This is a genomic window from uncultured Winogradskyella sp. (assembly GCF_947501905.1).
Lineage (GTDB): Bacteria > Bacteroidota > Bacteroidia > Flavobacteriales > Flavobacteriaceae > Winogradskyella.
The window spans coordinates 534,553-549,755 of the sequence record NZ_CANMXL010000001.1; the positions used below are offsets into that span (position 1 = coordinate 534,553).

Sequence of the window (15,203 nt, forward strand, 5' to 3'; positions counted from 1 at the left end):
TTATTCTATTCTTAATGCGTCTACAGGTTTCATTTTTGTTGCTCTATTCGCTGGGATTAATCCAGCTAAAACTCCTGCTAGTACTAATATGGTCAACGCAACTATAACAACTGTCATATTCACACTAGGGTTTGCAAAATTCTCTACTGGCCCAACACTATCTAGGATTGAGTTCATTCCCCATATAGCAAAAGCCGCAAAAGCAACGCCTAGCATTCCTGCTAAAATAGTTAGGATTAAACTTTCTTGTAAAATCTGACCTTTTATAGCCCATGGTGTTGCGCCTAATGCCCGTCTTACACCTATCTCTTTTGTACGCTCTTTTACGACAATGAGCATTATATTATTAATACCTATAACTCCTGATGCTAATATTAATATACCTACAAAATAACCTACAATAGATAATATATCAAACAACCCATTGATACGTCCAAAAGCCTCAGCACGATCAAAATGTCCAATAGCTCTATCGTCATCTGGGTGAACATTTTTTCGGGATTTAATAATATCGAAAACGCGTTGTTTAATAGTTGAAATACTAAAGCCATCTTTTGCAGTAATTGCCATCCAACTCACGCGGTCTCCATAATTAAAAGCTTGATTAAAAGTTGTAAAAGGTATGAATACAGTGTTTGCCTCTTCTTCAGAATCGCCTTGAGAATTGGTGATTTTGAATGTCCCGACAACTTTAAAATTAACGCCGTTAATTTTTATGTAACTTCCAATAATATCTTCTCCTTTGTCATATAACCCTTTAACAACGTCAGGGCCGATAACACATATTTTTCGTTTAGCATTGATATCAGAGTAACTTAAAAAACGTCCTTCAAGGATATCCATTGGTTTTTGTTTTATAAACTCCGGATAATCACCATAAATTTGAAATGCACCTGTTTTGGTTCCTCTAATAACATTATTGGCCCCTTGATAACCGCCAAGAGAGTTACGAGGTGAGATGTATTTTAATTCTGGTAACTCAGCACGAATTGCATCAACATCAGACATTTTGTATTGCAGACGTTTCCCTTTAGGAACACCCTTGTACGAAATTGATGTTGTACGACTCCACATAAACATTGAGTTAGTTGCAAAGTTTCCAAAGTCAGAAGTAACCCCGTTTCTAAGACCATTAGTCAATGCTAAGAGTAATACTAAGATTGTGATACCCCAAAACACACCAAAAGCAGTAAGTACTGTTCTTACTTTGTTAGCGTTTAATGCTTCTAATATTTCGTCCCAGCGATCTTTATTAAACATACTATTCGTCTCTTAGTGCTACAATAGGTTTAATTTTTGCCGCGCGATATGCTGGTAAAAATCCAGCAAAGGCTCCTGCTGCAACCAAAATAAATACAGTTGTGATAGCTGTACCAAAATCTACTTGCGGGAATTTTATAAAAGGGCTATCCACTTGTGGCCCTACTATCTCGAGTAATGCTAAGCCCGCTATTAATCCAAACAATCCCGAAAACATGGTTACGAAAATTGCTTCTTGAAGTATCATCCCAATTATTGAAGATGGTACTGCACCAAGCGCTTTACGTATCCCAATCTCTTTGGTACGCTCTTTAACAATAATGATCATGATATTACCAACACCTACCACTCCTGCTATTATGGTCCCTATACCAATAAACCAAAATACGGCTTTAATGGTATCTATAAGTGAGTAGATTTTCTGAGCTTCTTCAAGTGTATTGTTTACACGAACTGCGGCAGTATCATCTGGGGAAATGATATGCTTCTCTTTTAAATCCGCCTCAATAGCATCAGTAACGTTTTTAGATAGTGCTACGGCTTCATCAAAATTTTCAGACATCTTTACAGTAAAAGACATATTTCTAATATTATCTCCACCATTGAAAGCTGCACGGGCTGAAGTCAATGGTAAAAATACTTGACTTTCTTCACGCTCTCCTCCTGGATCAAAATAAACACCTACAACTTTGTAAGATATACCGAAAATAGATATGTATTTTTCAATTGGGTTTTCTGTTTTAAATAGATCTTGACTAACTTTATTACCTATAACAGCTACCTTTTTACTCTCGTTAACGTCGGATAGATTTATAAATCTTCCTTTACCAATATCAGCATTTTCTATAAATTGATTGTCTGGCAATACACCTTGAACACGGTAATTTCCTGTTTCGTTCTTATAGGTTATTTGTCCTCCCCAAATACTATAATTTGCTGTACGGTATTCTAAAAAGTCGTCATAGTTATTAGACACCATCGCAAAATCTTCGTCTTTGAGCTGAATACGTCGCCCAGGATTTAATCCTTTATAACCTTTTGTTGTAATACGTGTCCTTACAAAAATTTCGTTTGTTGCATCTTGCTGAAACTCTGTTGTGACACCATTTTCGATACCAGAACTAAAACCTAGTAGAATTACTAAAATAAAAATACCCGAAGCCACAGAAAGACCCGTTAAAAACGTACGGAGCTTGTTTTTCTTTAATGTTTCGAATATTTCTTGCCAGCGTTCTACGTTAAACATATTGTTGTGCTCTAACTTGTTCCACTAAACTATCGTCTATAATAACACCATCTTTAAGATTAACAATACGCTTAGTCATTTGCGCAATATCATCTTCGTGTGTAACAACAAGAATGGTTTTTCCTTCATCATTAATGCCTTGAATTAAATCCATAACCTCATATGATGTTTTACTATCTAATGCTCCTGTTGGCTCATCAGCTAATAACACTTTTGGCTCACTAGCTAATGCTCTTGCAATAGCTACACGTTGCTTTTGCCCACCAGACAATTCACTTGGCAAATGGTGTGACCAATCTGCAAGTCCTACTTTTTCTAGATAATGGTGCGCTTTTTCTACACGCTCTTTGCGGGCCATACCTTTATAATACATGGGAAGAGCCACATTATCTACTGCGGTTTTATAATTTATAAGATTAAAAGATTGAAAAATGAATCCTAAAAATTCATTTCTATACTTTGCCGCAACTTTTTCGTTTAAGTTTTTTATAGGAACACCATCAAGAACATAACTCCCTTCGTCCGCCTCATCGAGCATTCCCAAAATATTAAGTAATGTAGATTTTCCTGAACCCGAAGACCCCATAATTGAAACCAGCTCACCTTCTTTTACATCGAAGTTTATACCCTTCAAAACATGAAGTGAATTACTACCCATATGGTAGGATTTGTGCAAGTCTTTGATTTGAATCATAGTAAGGCTGGTAAATTCTGTACAATATTAAACAAAAGCTGAAATCCTTTGTGCTAACTATTTGTTAAGAATTAACATTTTGATTAATATTTATAAGACGTCTAAATACCAATACTGTTACAGTAAATCAGTGAAATTTATGCTTCGGTTTTTGTTCTGAAAAATTTCCAATAAACAATGTAACCAATACCTGCTACTAAAACATAAGGAATTGCCATAAGATAAACAATCCCATCATTAATGCCCTGAGCTGCAGATTGATCTTCTTCACTTTCTAAAACAGCACGACACATGGCACACTGCGCTTCTGCACTTATGCTCAAAAACAAAATGAATAAAAGAGACAATATGACTACTTTAGTTTTCAATATTACACGTAATAAGGGGATATCATTAGGTATACGACAACACCAGTAACTGCAACATATAGCCATAATGGAAATGTAATTTTTGCAATTTTTTTATGGCGCTCTATATTATTTGTTATTGCTCTAACGTATGTGATTAATACAAATGGAATGATAACTATTGATAGCAATATATGTGTCAATAGAATAAAGTAGTAGACATACTTTACAACACCTTCTCCACCAAATTTAGTACTATCACTCGTCATATGATATGCAACATACATAATTAAAAAAGCTGCAGATAATGATATGGCAAACTTCATTAAATTTTCATGACGCTTGCGATTGCCTTTTTTTATTGAAATCACAGCAAGTATAAGAACCAATGCAGTAATACCATTAATAGTAGCATAGATTGGCGGTAAAAATGATAATGATTCTACCTCAATACCAAAATCTTGTAGTTTAACTCTTGAAAGTACAGCAACTATAAGCGGAATTAGTATCGCTAATACAACTATCCATTTGTTGTATTTTTTTTCGTTTTGTGTTTGAATTTGCTCCATATGTTTTTATATAGATTCTGAACTAAGTTCAGAATGACAAAATAATTTTATTCTTTTAAAAGTTTAGCTATATCTTCTTTTAAAATACTTATCTCTTGCGAAATACCTTCATCGTCTGTGCCTTCTTCTTCAGATACAATACCATTATAATATATTAGTGGATTGTCTGGCGATTTTAAACGCGAGCGTATATAACCCTCTTTGTCTATTAAAGCAAAATTACCTGAGTGCTCGAAACCTGCAGCATCCTCACCTTTTGCAGTGTATAAATAAAACCCTTCGTTCGCTAATTTGTATATCGTTTCTTCATCGCCTGTCATCAAGTGCCAATTAGGATTAGTAATACCATATTTTCCTGCATAAGCTTTTAATACTTCTGGTGTATCTACTTCTGGCATAATTGTAAAAGAAGCAACTCCAAAATTATCTGAGTAATCTTCAAAGTGATTTTGAATTTGTACCAAATTATTACTCATTCTAGGACAAATTGTAGGACACGTAGTGAAGAAAAATTCTACTAAGTACACTTTACCTAGATAATCTTCATTTGTAATTGTCTTTCCATTTTGGTTTGTAAAACTAAATGCAGGCACTTTTCTATTTCCACCTGTTCCATCGGGGATATATACCAAATCGGACTGATTTTTCTTTGGTGTTTCTATCTGTTGTGTGGAGACAGATTCACTTCGACTTTCATCTCTGGTTACATCTGCATTTGTTAATCTGTCTATAATTTTAGGAATAAAAATAATTCCGAAAACCAAAATAATAAACGCAATACCGATGTATGAATAATTTGTCTTTTTTGCCATGGCTTATTTTTTTATATCATCTGCTCTTCTTGTTGTAGAATTGAAATTACCTTTGCGTTTCTGACGATATTCCGTAAAGAGGATACGCACATCCTCACTCATTTTATTTTTAATTATTGAAACCTCTATACAGTCGTAAGCGCTCAATGTAGTTATTGCTTTATTTGCTTCAACTTGTTTTTTATCTCTAGCATCTAGCCGACCACGTTGATTTAAATCTTTATCAATGATAAAAACATCGTTAGTTGATAAATCATTTTTAAGTGGACTTTCGACTTTTAAGTTACTATGTAAATTCTTAATTTCTTGCTCAGAACCATATACATAATGCCAAAATCTTAGATCTTCGTACTTAGCAATTTCTTTATGTAATTCTTCAACATCTTTCTCAGCGCCTTCAGGAACTACGATAACTATTTGAAATTTTTTAAAGCCTTTAAATTTGTCATAAACTAGCTCTTTTAAGTTAGAAGCTGCAATAGAATTATTTAAAGGTGTTTTTCCTAAAAATCCTAAAACAGTAATATGGTCTGCTAACTCTATTTTTTCGTCTGAATTAGAAGAAAATCGACTAATGTCTTCAACATTCCTATTGATAATATCTAAAGGAATATAATTGTGTTTTGCCGGATAAAGCATCAACAAAAAAGCTACAGGTAAAAAGAATAAAATACCTAGGACAATGTTACGCTTAAGGTTGTTTTTTTGCATAGTACAAAAATAAAAAAGGTGGTTTATATAAACCACCTTTTGATATCATATTAACACTTCGACAAGCTCAGTGTAAACTCTTTTTGCGGTTAAAAATCTCGTTTTATTAATGCGTCTTCTGCATTGTATACTTCAAACACATAACCACCTTCTTGTAAAAGGATAAATATTAAATAACAGATTAAGAAAACTGCTGTCCAAACTACCATACGACGTAAACTTGATGTTTCATCACGCATGTGCATGAAATCCCAAGTAATATAGTATGCCTTTACAATAGTCAATACAATGAATATTAAATTAAGCGGCTTCATGTAAATGAAAGGCGATAGTATAATGTTATATAATGTTGCGAAAAAACCACCTTCCATTGGATCAATCCAAGTATGCATTAATGCATCTGGCTTGTATATACCTAAAACAACTTCTATTGCTGTTACAATAGTTAAGAATATTAATACACCCCAAATTTTTTGAGTGTTAGATTTAAACTTTAGTAAACCTTGAAATATTTCTAATTTATGTGCGTGTGCCATTTTTTACTTTTGTCTTAAATTAAACTAGGTAGAAGAATGTAAATACAAATACCCAAACTAAATCTACGAAGTGCCAGTACAACCCAACTTTTTCTACCATTTCGTAACTTCCTCTGCGCTCATATGTTCCTAATATGACATTGAAGAAAATAATAATATTAATTACTACTCCTGAGAATACGTGGAAACCGTGAAAACCTGTAATAAAGAAAAAGAAATCTGCAAATAAAGACGTTCCATATTCATTGACTACAAGATTTGCACCTTTGACAACTAGTTGACCGTTTTCTTTTATCTGTCTTAAAGATTCTTCTCTAGATAAAACTGTTTTTTCACCTTCATCATTAATAATCTGGTTTCTTACCAAGATATTAGAATTCGCTTCTAAACCTTTATAAATTTCTTCAACAGAGTATGGAGGTAATGTTTCTTCAGTAACAAACCAAAGTCCATTTTTACGTTCATGCTCAGCTCTTTCAGTAGCCATAGTCACGACAAATTCATCTATAGAAATACGTTTAAATTTTTCTTCACCATCTACCATAACTTTTTCACCAAACTGAAGTATGTTGCCACCTTTTGTTTGTACTGCGCCATAATCACCTTGTATAAATGTTGCCCATTCCCATGCTTGAGAACCAACAAATATTGCGCCTCCAATAATGGTTAAGAACATGTAAAGTGTCACTTTTGCTTTATTCATATGGTGACCAGCATCTACCGCTAATACCATTGTCACAGAAGACATGATAAGAATAAAGGTCATGAATGCTACATATATCATTGGTAACTCTTGTCCGTGTAAAAACGGAACGTGAGTAAACACCTCATCTGCAATTGGCCACTCTTTAATAAACTTAAATCTTGAAAAACCGTATGCTGCTAAAAATCCTGAGAATGTTAAGGCATCTGAAACGATGAAAAACCACATCATTAATTTTCCGTAACTCGCGCCAAGTGGTCTGTTTCCACCTCCCCAAGTTTTGCCTTCTGTACCAGTATTTGCTACTGTAGTATCCATATAAATTATTTAATTTTTAAGATTTGACAAAAATAATCAAATTATGTATCTAAAAAAATATAAAAACAAAAAGAGACACACCCATAAGATGTCTATAAAATGCCAGAAGTGTGCTGCTAACTCTAGTCCAAGCATATTATCTGATGTATATTTTTTATTTAGATTATTTATAATTACCACAACCAAACTGATAAGCCCCGCAATAACATGCAAAATATGCACTACGGCTATCACATAAATAAATGAAATTGTAACATTACTTGTCGCTCCAGTAAAGTAGTAACCGTCTGCTACAAATTCTGAAAAACCTTGAAACTGATTGGAAATAAAAAACACACCCAATGCAAACGTTATCAATAGCCAAATTGTCGTCTGACTAACATTGTTTTGTTTCATAGCACGTTTTGCCATAATCATGGTTAGACTACTGACTATGATGACCAATACAGAAATCATAAATGCTCGAGGCAATTCAAAATCATTAAGCCAATCTTCACGCTTTCTACTAACAATAAACGCACTTGTAAGTCCGGCAAACGTCATTATTAGTGAGCCAATACCAAACCAAAGCATCATTTTTTTGGAGCGTACTTCTTTTTCTTGTTGTGTTCCTTGTGTTAAATCCATATTAGCTTAAAAATTTATCAGCTACATATACAATTTGTAATAATGTAATATATGCAACACTCGATAGCATCAATTGTTTTGCCGCCTTTGGTGTTCTTAGTTTAAATAATTGCAAGGCATAATACACCATGAGCATTCCTAAACCAAAAACGACAATTGCACCTACAACAGATAATTTTAAATCTCCCGTAAAACCAAAGACAGGAATTATTGAAGCTATAATTGTCCAAACTGTATACATAATTATTTGCACAGCAGTGCCTTTATCTGGTTTACCTGTAGGTAGCATAAAAAAGCCTCCTTTTTTATAATCTTCATGCAGAAACCAACCTATTGCCCAAAAATGTGGGAATTGCCAAAAAAACTGAATAGCAAATAAAGTACCTGGCTCAATACCAAAATCATTACGTGCGGCAACCCAACCTAGCATGAATGGAATTGCACCCGGAATAGCCCCAACAAAAACTGCAATTGGTGTTTTGGTCTTTAACGGCGTGTACATGCATGTATAGATAAATATAGAAATAGCACCATACATGGCCGTTTTGGGGTTAATAATATAAAGTGTAGCTACACCAGCCAAAGTAAATAATACCGCAATTGTAAACGCTGCATTAACAGACATTCGTCCCGCAGGAATTGGTCTGTTTTTAGTACGGTCCATTAAGGCATCTAAATCTTTCTCGATGATTTGGTTATAGGCGTTAGAAGCACCAACCATAAAATAGCCACCAAAACATAATAGCAATAAGGTCGTAATGTCAACTGTGTCAGCACCTAAAAAATAACCCGCAATTGAAGAAAACACAACACTAATGGATAATCCCATTTTGGTAATTTCCTTAAAATCTGTCCAAATAGACGCAACAGAAACTGTAGATTTTATAGTGCTCAATGCTATATTATTTGCGACTGCAAAGATAGCTTGAAAATTGGTTTTGAACAACGTAAAACCGCAGTTATTCTTTATTTGAAATTGTTTTATGTAAGAATGTGTAATTTTATACGACACATAGGCTTTAAAAACACCCAGCAACAATGAAAAAATTACTCTCTCTCTGCTTAATATTTACAATAACAATTGGTTTTTCTCAGTCCAGATTTGATAAGGTTGAAATAAAATCTGAAAAGCTATCTGATAATGTGTATGTGCTTTTTGGTGCTGGTGGAAATATTGGCGTATCTGTTGGTGATGATGGTGTGTTTGTCATTGATGACCAATTTGCACCATTATCTGAAAAGATTTTAGCTGAAATAAAAACATTAAGCGATAAACCATTAAAGTTTTTAGTTAACACACATTGGCACGGTGATCATACTGGCGGTAACGTAAATATGGCAAAAGCTGGGGCAACAATTATTGCTCATGATAATGTAAAAGCAAGATTACTCAATCCAAGACGTGATGGTAGTAATAACCCAAAAGAGGCTTTACCAGTTATTACGTTTAATGATAAATTAAGTATTACTATAAATAACGAACCTGTTGCGGTTTTCCATGTCGCTAATGCACACACCGATGGTGATGCCTTGTTATACTTTACGGAAAGTAATGTATTACATACAGGTGACACCTATTTTAAAGGGCGTTACCCGTACATAGATTTAAAATCTGGTGGAAGCGTTAAAGGTTATATCGAAGCTGCTAAACGTGGCTTAATGGTTATTGATGAAAATACTAAGATTATTCCAGGTCACGGTAGCGTTTCTAATAAAGAGGAATACAAAACATTCTTAAAAATGTTAGAAACTATTGAAGCTAATGTGAGTAAAGCAATTGCTGATGGAAAAACTGAAGAGGACGTTAAAGCAGATGCATCTATCACAAAACAATATGACGACTTAGGTTATGGTAGTGGCTTTATTAATAATGAGCGTATTCGATTGACCTTTTACAAGAGTTTGAAAGGGGAATAAAAAAATTAGTCGATTACCCTATAAAATTTGAATCGACTATCCTTTTTATTTTCTTTTTTAAAGCCTTTTTCATCTTTATGTTTTGGCAATTTAAATTCTGAATCGCTAATAATTTTAGGATTTAATTCAAGTAAGATATATTCCTGTAAAGTCTCTGAATTAGAAATTTTCAATTTATAATAATACAAAATCGAATTATTGATTATTGATACTATCTCATCAGGATGTATTTGCTCTCCCATATTGCGCAAAACATTCCTGTCATCAGATAATTTAAAATTATTTTGTTCATTATAAACATACTCTTCATTTCCATATTTCCTAAAAAGAACAAGTTTTTGAACAGGAATTTCATTATCATTCAATTTAAAAATAGTATCTCTTTTTTCAAAAGATATAATTTCACCGAAATGAGAATTTCTCCTCTTGTAAAGCCTACCTGAATATAAATTATCTTCATTTATATATAATCTTTCTGGTTTTTTTCTTTCAGAATAAATAAGATATGTTTTTTGTAATGAATCTATTAAAATCTCCTTCTCAAAACTAACCTTATTCTTTGTTTTTGAATAGTTCTTATTCTTATAAACTACTCTTAATGTATCAAAAAACTTACTTGATTTCGTGAAATCAAACGAACCAACTTTCATATTGTGTTTATAAACTAATTCTCCTTCAAATAACTTCTGAGCAGAAGTTAAGTTTAGGATGAATAGAAAAAATACAACCAATGAATTCTTCATCTATTAAAAATCATTATACCAATTAAATAAATCGGTACGGATACCAAAGTTTATCCAAGTGGTGTTGGTGCGGTTGGTAATAGTTGTTTGAACCGTTGGGTCAAAATTACGGTAGTTGATATTAGCAAACACCTTTAGGTTACTTACTGGGTTAATCACATAACCTGCCATTAGTTCGCCATGAAACACAGACGTATTATTACCTTGACCAATTTCTATACCTGTATCAGAAGGTCTATCGTTTTCGTTTCCAAATATAGAGCCGCCATAATAGAAATTATCTGTTCCATCTCTAAAATCAAAACCGCGTTCTCCAAAAATCAGTTTTGCATCCGCAAACCAACGCTTGTAATTGTAGCGTCCAATCAATACTAATTCTCTAAAGTTATTTCCCCACAAATGAGCAAGTGGCTGATTGTTATGCGCATAATTTAAAACTACAGTATTATGCGAATAGGTATATGGACGCACTTGGTTATATTCCGCCTGAAGCAATAAACCATCAACCCCAAAAGCATTAAAATATTTAGCACCTAACTGAAAGCCAAACTTATTTTTCCAGCTTTTATCTCCTCCAGTGACATCAGAAATTGAAAATTCATCTACCAAGAATTGACCATAAATATTCACCTTATTATTCCATTTGTATTTTGCAGATAAGCCCAAAATTGCATTACCTGCATCCTGACCTGAATTAAACTCTGCGGCTCTTAAGAAAATAATTGGATTGAGATAACTCGCATCAAAGCCACGGTCGTTTTGATTTGACCAAACTACTGATTCAAAAAAGCCTAAATTTAGACGTTTAGAGACATTCCAACTTAAATAGTGGTTAGCAACATATTTAGTTAAAAAAGACCCATCCGGGAGCACTACTTGGTCACGCACATCTTTGTTCCACATCCAAGTACTCGTATATTTTATTTTCCAAAATTTTAAATTCGTTTTTAAAAATGTTGACGGGCTAGCAACATCACTTTGAAACAAGGAACGATAACCATCACCAATAAAGTTTTTACCATGCCCAAACTGAACATTTAAAAACTTAGCTGGCGTATAGGACAAATACGCTTCTGCAACAGGATAATCGTAAGCATCATCTTTAAAGCGTTTTCCGATGCCACGACCAGGTATTATTGCTGGGTCAGGACCAAAGGCTTTTAAGCTTTCTGCATACTCATTAAAGTATTGTGCAAAACGCCCTTGGCTTTCATAAAAAGACGTTGTAAAATTGAATTTCTTTCCTATTCCCGCTTGGATAAAAACACCTCGTGTATTATTAAAAGTAGAACTAAATTCTGCTTCTGAATCTTTACCAACTTGCAAGTCTAAAATAGGATCTATAGTAAACCAATAATCCTTACTTTGTACTTGTACCAAATGCTCGTCCCATAGTTTACGTCCAAGCCACGACTCTGCATTTTTAGAAAGTCCTTCTTTTTCAGCTTTGAAGTCATAATATGGCGCAACATCATCATATAAAAATGGCTTGGCTGCTGTATGCGCATTGGTTCCAATGGCATTCATATTGGCGTCAAAACGCGCATAGTATGTATGCGTAAAAGGTATATTTAATTGACTACTGTATTCTAACTTATCATAAGACTTTAATGAGTTGTTGATGCTGTCAATTTCATTAGAGACTACAGCATTTAAATCTTCATCTTTAGTTTTTGTTTTCTTTTCTGATTTCTCATCTTCTAAGTCCATCTCTTTAGGACTTAACAGCGGAATATTAATCTTTGTCGAATACTGAACATAGGTGGGTTTACCATCATACGAAGCTGGTGTTATTTTTGGTAATGCATCAAATACGCGTTGAGTTTCAGTCTTTAATTCCTCATAAGCGGCATCAACAAATATGATTTGAAACGCTCCGTCTTTGTCTACTTCGAAAAGTAATTTAACTTCTCCTTTATAATTTTCACTTGTTACATTATCAGGAATTTTGAAATTCTCAAAAATAAAACTGTGTAATTGATATCTGAAGCATTCTTTTAAACCTTCAAAAGGTTGATCTGCACATTCTTTAAAAACTGGAGGCTTTTGGTAATTGATTTCGGTTTGGGAAAATCCAAAAAAACTGAATAGAATAAAGATTAAGGAAAAGATATGTTTCATAGATGTATGACCATAATTAACCATCGAAAGATACTATTTTTTTGATGGGCTATAAAAAACAAAAACCGCTATTTTTCAATAACGGTTTACTGCTCGATTTATGATGGATGAAATTAATTTTCTACTTTAAATTTAATTGGCAAACTATACATTACATTAACAGGCTTGTCTTGCTGCATTCCAGGTTTCATTTTAGGAATAATATTTAAAACTCTTGCAGCTTCTTCTTCTAACTTAGGGTGTGGTGCTCTTGAATTTATTTCTACAATTCTGCCATTCTTATCAATCTTAAACTGAGCGTATATTTTCTGAACCCCATTAAGTCCATACTCAGAAGCTATTTCGGTATTGAATTTCCTCTTAACTAGTTTTGTAATCTTATCAGACATACATTTTTTACGCCTAGCATTTGATTTGTACTTTTCACATCCTGGATAAACTGGTACAAATTCTACAGCAATAAAAGGAACATCTATGACTATAGGAGGTTCAATTGGGTCTACAATAGATCCAACATCAACTGGCTTTTTATCCGTAACATTATTATCCGGAGTGATTAAATCTTTAGGCTCAGGATCTACAAAATCATCCTCTTTAGGAATATAGGTATCTATAAGTTTAGTGCTTGCAACTTTTTTAGGTTCTTGCTTCAATTCAGGCTCATAAACTTTAAAATCCGACATTGCAATATCTATGGTTTCATCGCCAGGATCTTGTTGCTGAACCACAATTGTTTTACTCTCAAACTCCATTTCAAAAAGGGCAAATGTACCTAGCAAGCATAGGATTAACCCAATTTGAAAATACAGTGTGGAGTTTTTTTGTAAATTAACCTCGTGCTTTTGAGATTTTCTCACTTCAATACCGCTCTGACCAGCAGTATTGTTGTTTTGACTTTGTTTTTTCATAATATATGATTATTAAAATGTTAATATTATGTCAAAGTCACAATAAGCATACCAAAACAAAAATCCCGTCCAATTAATTTTGAACGGGATTTTAATATATGGAATGTTGTTTTGCTTAGTCCTGTACTTGGAAAAGTATTGGTAATGAGTAAGGCACTGTTACAGCTTTACCTCTTTGCTTACCTGGTTGCATTTTTGGCAATAAACCAATAACACGTTTTGCTTCTTTTTCTAATCCTGGATGTGGTGCTCTTGCGCCAACATTTACAATTCGCCCAGTTTTATCAATTTTAAAGAATACGCTAATACGTTGTCTACCTGATAATCCTAAATCACCTGCCAAGTCTGTATTAAATTTCTTGTTTACAAACTTTGCTACTTTTTCTGACATACACTTTTTCTTAGCTGCGTTTCCTTTCTTCTTTTCACAACCTGGGAAAATTGGCACATTTTCAATTACTGCAAACGGTACCTCTATGTCTTCTTCTACTTCTTCTACCTCAACCTCTTCTACCTCTACAATCTCAGCATCTTGCTCAGTCTCAGTAGATTCAATTACGGTTTCCTCAACTTCTTCCTCATCTTCCACAACCTCAATCTCTACCGGCGCAACAGGTGGTGGTGGTGGCGGTGGTGGCGGTGTAACAATCTGTTCTGTGATTGGTACTTCTTCTTCTAACTCGTCATCTAGATTTAAACCATCTAGTGCAATATCACTCTTGTCGTACGTCTTATAATTAATCGCTAGATTAGTTACAAGCAACATTAATACTAAACCAACAGCAAAGAAAAGTGAGCTGTTACGACTTACGTCTGATTTTGGATTCTTTTTAGGTTCCATAATTTTCTTATTATAAGATGCTAATTTAATTAATAAATCATTAAAAAAGCAAAGGAAATTGCTATTTTAACTTAAGATTTTTGTAATAAAGCACAACAATCGTACCAACTACCACTCCAACACAATTGGCTAGCAGGTCAAGATTATCATAATTACGAAGTGGATTAATAACTTCTTGTACTAGTTCTAATACTACTCCAAAAATTAATGTAGCTATAAAACTAATTAGCAATCCTTTTTTGTAATGGCCTGTAAAAAAATACAAACCCCAAAGTATTGCTAAAGTAATATAAGCAATAAAATGAAAGATTTTGTCTTGAAACTTTATGTTAGTTTCAGGTAAAACTTCATCAGGATTTCCTAAAGTAAAATACAGTAGAATAAATGTATAAGCTACAGCAATTACAAGATAGAATTTTGAGTTTTTAAGCACTAATAAGTGCTTTGTAATCATCCGCAGACATTAAACCTTCTAATTGACTATCGTCAGAAAATTTGAGTTTAATCATCCAACCTGCGCCATACGGATCTGTGTTTACTAATTCCGGCTCGTCTTCAAGTGTTTCGTTAAATTCAATAATTTCTCCACTTAAAGGCAAAAATAAATCTGAGACCGTTTTAACAGCTTCAACTGTTCCAAAAACCTCTTCGATATCTAGGGTTTCGTCTAAAGTTTCTACTTCAACATAAACGATATCGCCTAATTCTCCTTGAGCAAAATCAGTAATACCAACTGTAGCTGTATCACCTTCTATCTTTACCCACTCGTGGTCTTTTGTATATTTTAAATCCGCTGGAATATTCATGGTAATTTTATTTTATTAGCTCAACAAATGTAATTTTTTAAAAG

Annotated in this window: 18 protein-coding genes; 1 reads left to right on the forward strand and 17 read right to left on the reverse strand. The window is 33.6% G+C overall.

All coding sequences use genetic code 11. The features are described 5' to 3' along the window. The 11 genes from Q0770_RS02510 to cyoE form a co-directional block, all read right to left on the reverse strand. On the reverse strand, nt 1–1,260 hold the full coding sequence (locus tag Q0770_RS02510) for an ABC transporter permease (RefSeq protein ID WP_299113666.1): 1,260 nt from the start codon (nt 1,258–1,260) through the stop codon (nt 1–3). Nucleotide 1,261: 1 nt separating this feature from the next. Next, the gene (locus tag Q0770_RS02515) at nt 1,262–2,506 is read right to left on the reverse strand and encodes an ABC transporter permease (RefSeq protein ID WP_299113669.1); all 1,245 of its coding nucleotides are present in this window, start codon (nt 2,504–2,506) and stop codon (nt 1,262–1,264) included. Next, nucleotides 2,499–3,200 carry an ABC transporter ATP-binding protein gene (locus tag Q0770_RS02520; protein ID WP_299113671.1) on the reverse strand — a complete coding sequence of 234 codons (702 nt, stop codon included), beginning with the start codon at nt 3,198–3,200 and terminating at the stop codon, nt 2,499–2,501. Before Q0770_RS02520 ends, Q0770_RS02515 begins: the two co-directional genes overlap by 8 nt. Nucleotides 3,201–3,337: 137 nt before the next feature. Beyond that, nucleotides 3,338–3,568 (reverse strand): hypothetical protein, encoded by a 231-nt coding sequence (locus tag Q0770_RS02525; protein WP_299113672.1) that lies wholly within the window; start codon nt 3,566–3,568, stop codon nt 3,338–3,340. A gap of 2 nt (nt 3,569–3,570) precedes the next feature. Next, nucleotides 3,571–4,116, reverse strand: coding sequence for a DUF420 domain-containing protein (locus Q0770_RS02530; protein ID WP_299113673.1), 546 nt, complete (start codon nt 4,114–4,116; stop codon nt 3,571–3,573). A 47-nt stretch (nt 4,117–4,163) separates the two neighbouring features. Beyond that, on the reverse strand, nt 4,164–4,928 hold the full coding sequence (locus tag Q0770_RS02535; RefSeq protein WP_299113675.1) for an SCO family protein: 765 nt from the start codon (nt 4,926–4,928) through the stop codon (nt 4,164–4,166). Nucleotides 4,929–4,931: 3 nt separating this feature from the next. Further along, complete coding sequence (locus tag Q0770_RS02540) at nt 4,932–5,639, reverse strand: hypothetical protein (RefSeq protein WP_299113677.1); 708 nt, start codon at nt 5,637–5,639, stop codon at nt 4,932–4,934. Between the two features lie 89 nt (nt 5,640–5,728). Next, nucleotides 5,729–6,175, reverse strand: coding sequence for a cytochrome C oxidase subunit IV family protein (locus Q0770_RS02545; RefSeq protein WP_299113679.1), 447 nt, complete (start codon nt 6,173–6,175; stop codon nt 5,729–5,731). Nucleotides 6,176–6,194: 19 nt separating this feature from the next. Further along, nucleotides 6,195–7,196, reverse strand: coding sequence for a cytochrome c oxidase subunit 3 (locus tag Q0770_RS02550; protein WP_299113681.1), 1,002 nt, complete (start codon nt 7,194–7,196; stop codon nt 6,195–6,197). 36 nt (nt 7,197–7,232) lie between these two features. Beyond that, the gene (locus Q0770_RS02555) at nt 7,233–7,823 is read right to left on the reverse strand and encodes a heme-copper oxidase subunit III (RefSeq protein WP_299113683.1); all 591 of its coding nucleotides are present in this window, start codon (nt 7,821–7,823) and stop codon (nt 7,233–7,235) included. Between the two features lies 1 nt (nt 7,824). Beyond that, nucleotides 7,825–8,718, reverse strand: coding sequence for a heme o synthase (gene cyoE / locus Q0770_RS02560; protein ID WP_299113685.1), 894 nt, complete (start codon nt 8,716–8,718; stop codon nt 7,825–7,827). A 143-nt stretch (nt 8,719–8,861) separates the two neighbouring features. Between cyoE and Q0770_RS02565 the strand changes: the two genes are divergently transcribed. After that, nucleotides 8,862–9,740: an MBL fold metallo-hydrolase gene (locus Q0770_RS02565; RefSeq protein WP_299113687.1), complete on the forward strand. Its 879-nt coding sequence runs from the start codon at nt 8,862–8,864 to the stop codon at nt 9,738–9,740. Between the two features lie 5 nt (nt 9,741–9,745). Here Q0770_RS02565 and Q0770_RS02570 read toward each other — a convergent pair whose 3' ends face one another. From Q0770_RS02570 to gcvH, 6 genes are all read right to left on the reverse strand, one after another. Further along, nucleotides 9,746–10,483, reverse strand: coding sequence for a hypothetical protein (locus tag Q0770_RS02570; RefSeq protein WP_299113689.1), 738 nt, complete (start codon nt 10,481–10,483; stop codon nt 9,746–9,748). Between the two features lie 3 nt (nt 10,484–10,486). After that, complete coding sequence (locus Q0770_RS02575; protein WP_299113691.1) at nt 10,487–12,604, reverse strand: gliding motility protein RemB; 2,118 nt, start codon at nt 12,602–12,604, stop codon at nt 10,487–10,489. A 113-nt stretch (nt 12,605–12,717) separates the two neighbouring features. Beyond that, nucleotides 12,718–13,512, reverse strand: coding sequence for an energy transducer TonB (locus Q0770_RS02580; protein ID WP_299113693.1), 795 nt, complete (start codon nt 13,510–13,512; stop codon nt 12,718–12,720). A 115-nt stretch (nt 13,513–13,627) separates the two neighbouring features. After that, complete coding sequence (locus Q0770_RS02585; RefSeq protein WP_299113695.1) at nt 13,628–14,353, reverse strand: energy transducer TonB; 726 nt, start codon at nt 14,351–14,353, stop codon at nt 13,628–13,630. 61 nt (nt 14,354–14,414) lie between these two features. Further along, a complete protein-coding gene (locus tag Q0770_RS02590) occupies nt 14,415–14,807 on the reverse strand; it encodes a VanZ family protein (protein WP_299113697.1) in 393 nt (130 codons plus the stop codon). Then, complete coding sequence (gene gcvH / locus Q0770_RS02595; protein WP_299113699.1) at nt 14,779–15,159, reverse strand: glycine cleavage system protein GcvH; 381 nt, start codon at nt 15,157–15,159, stop codon at nt 14,779–14,781. Before gcvH ends, Q0770_RS02590 begins: the two co-directional genes overlap by 29 nt. Nucleotides 15,160–15,203: the final 44 nt, after the last annotated feature.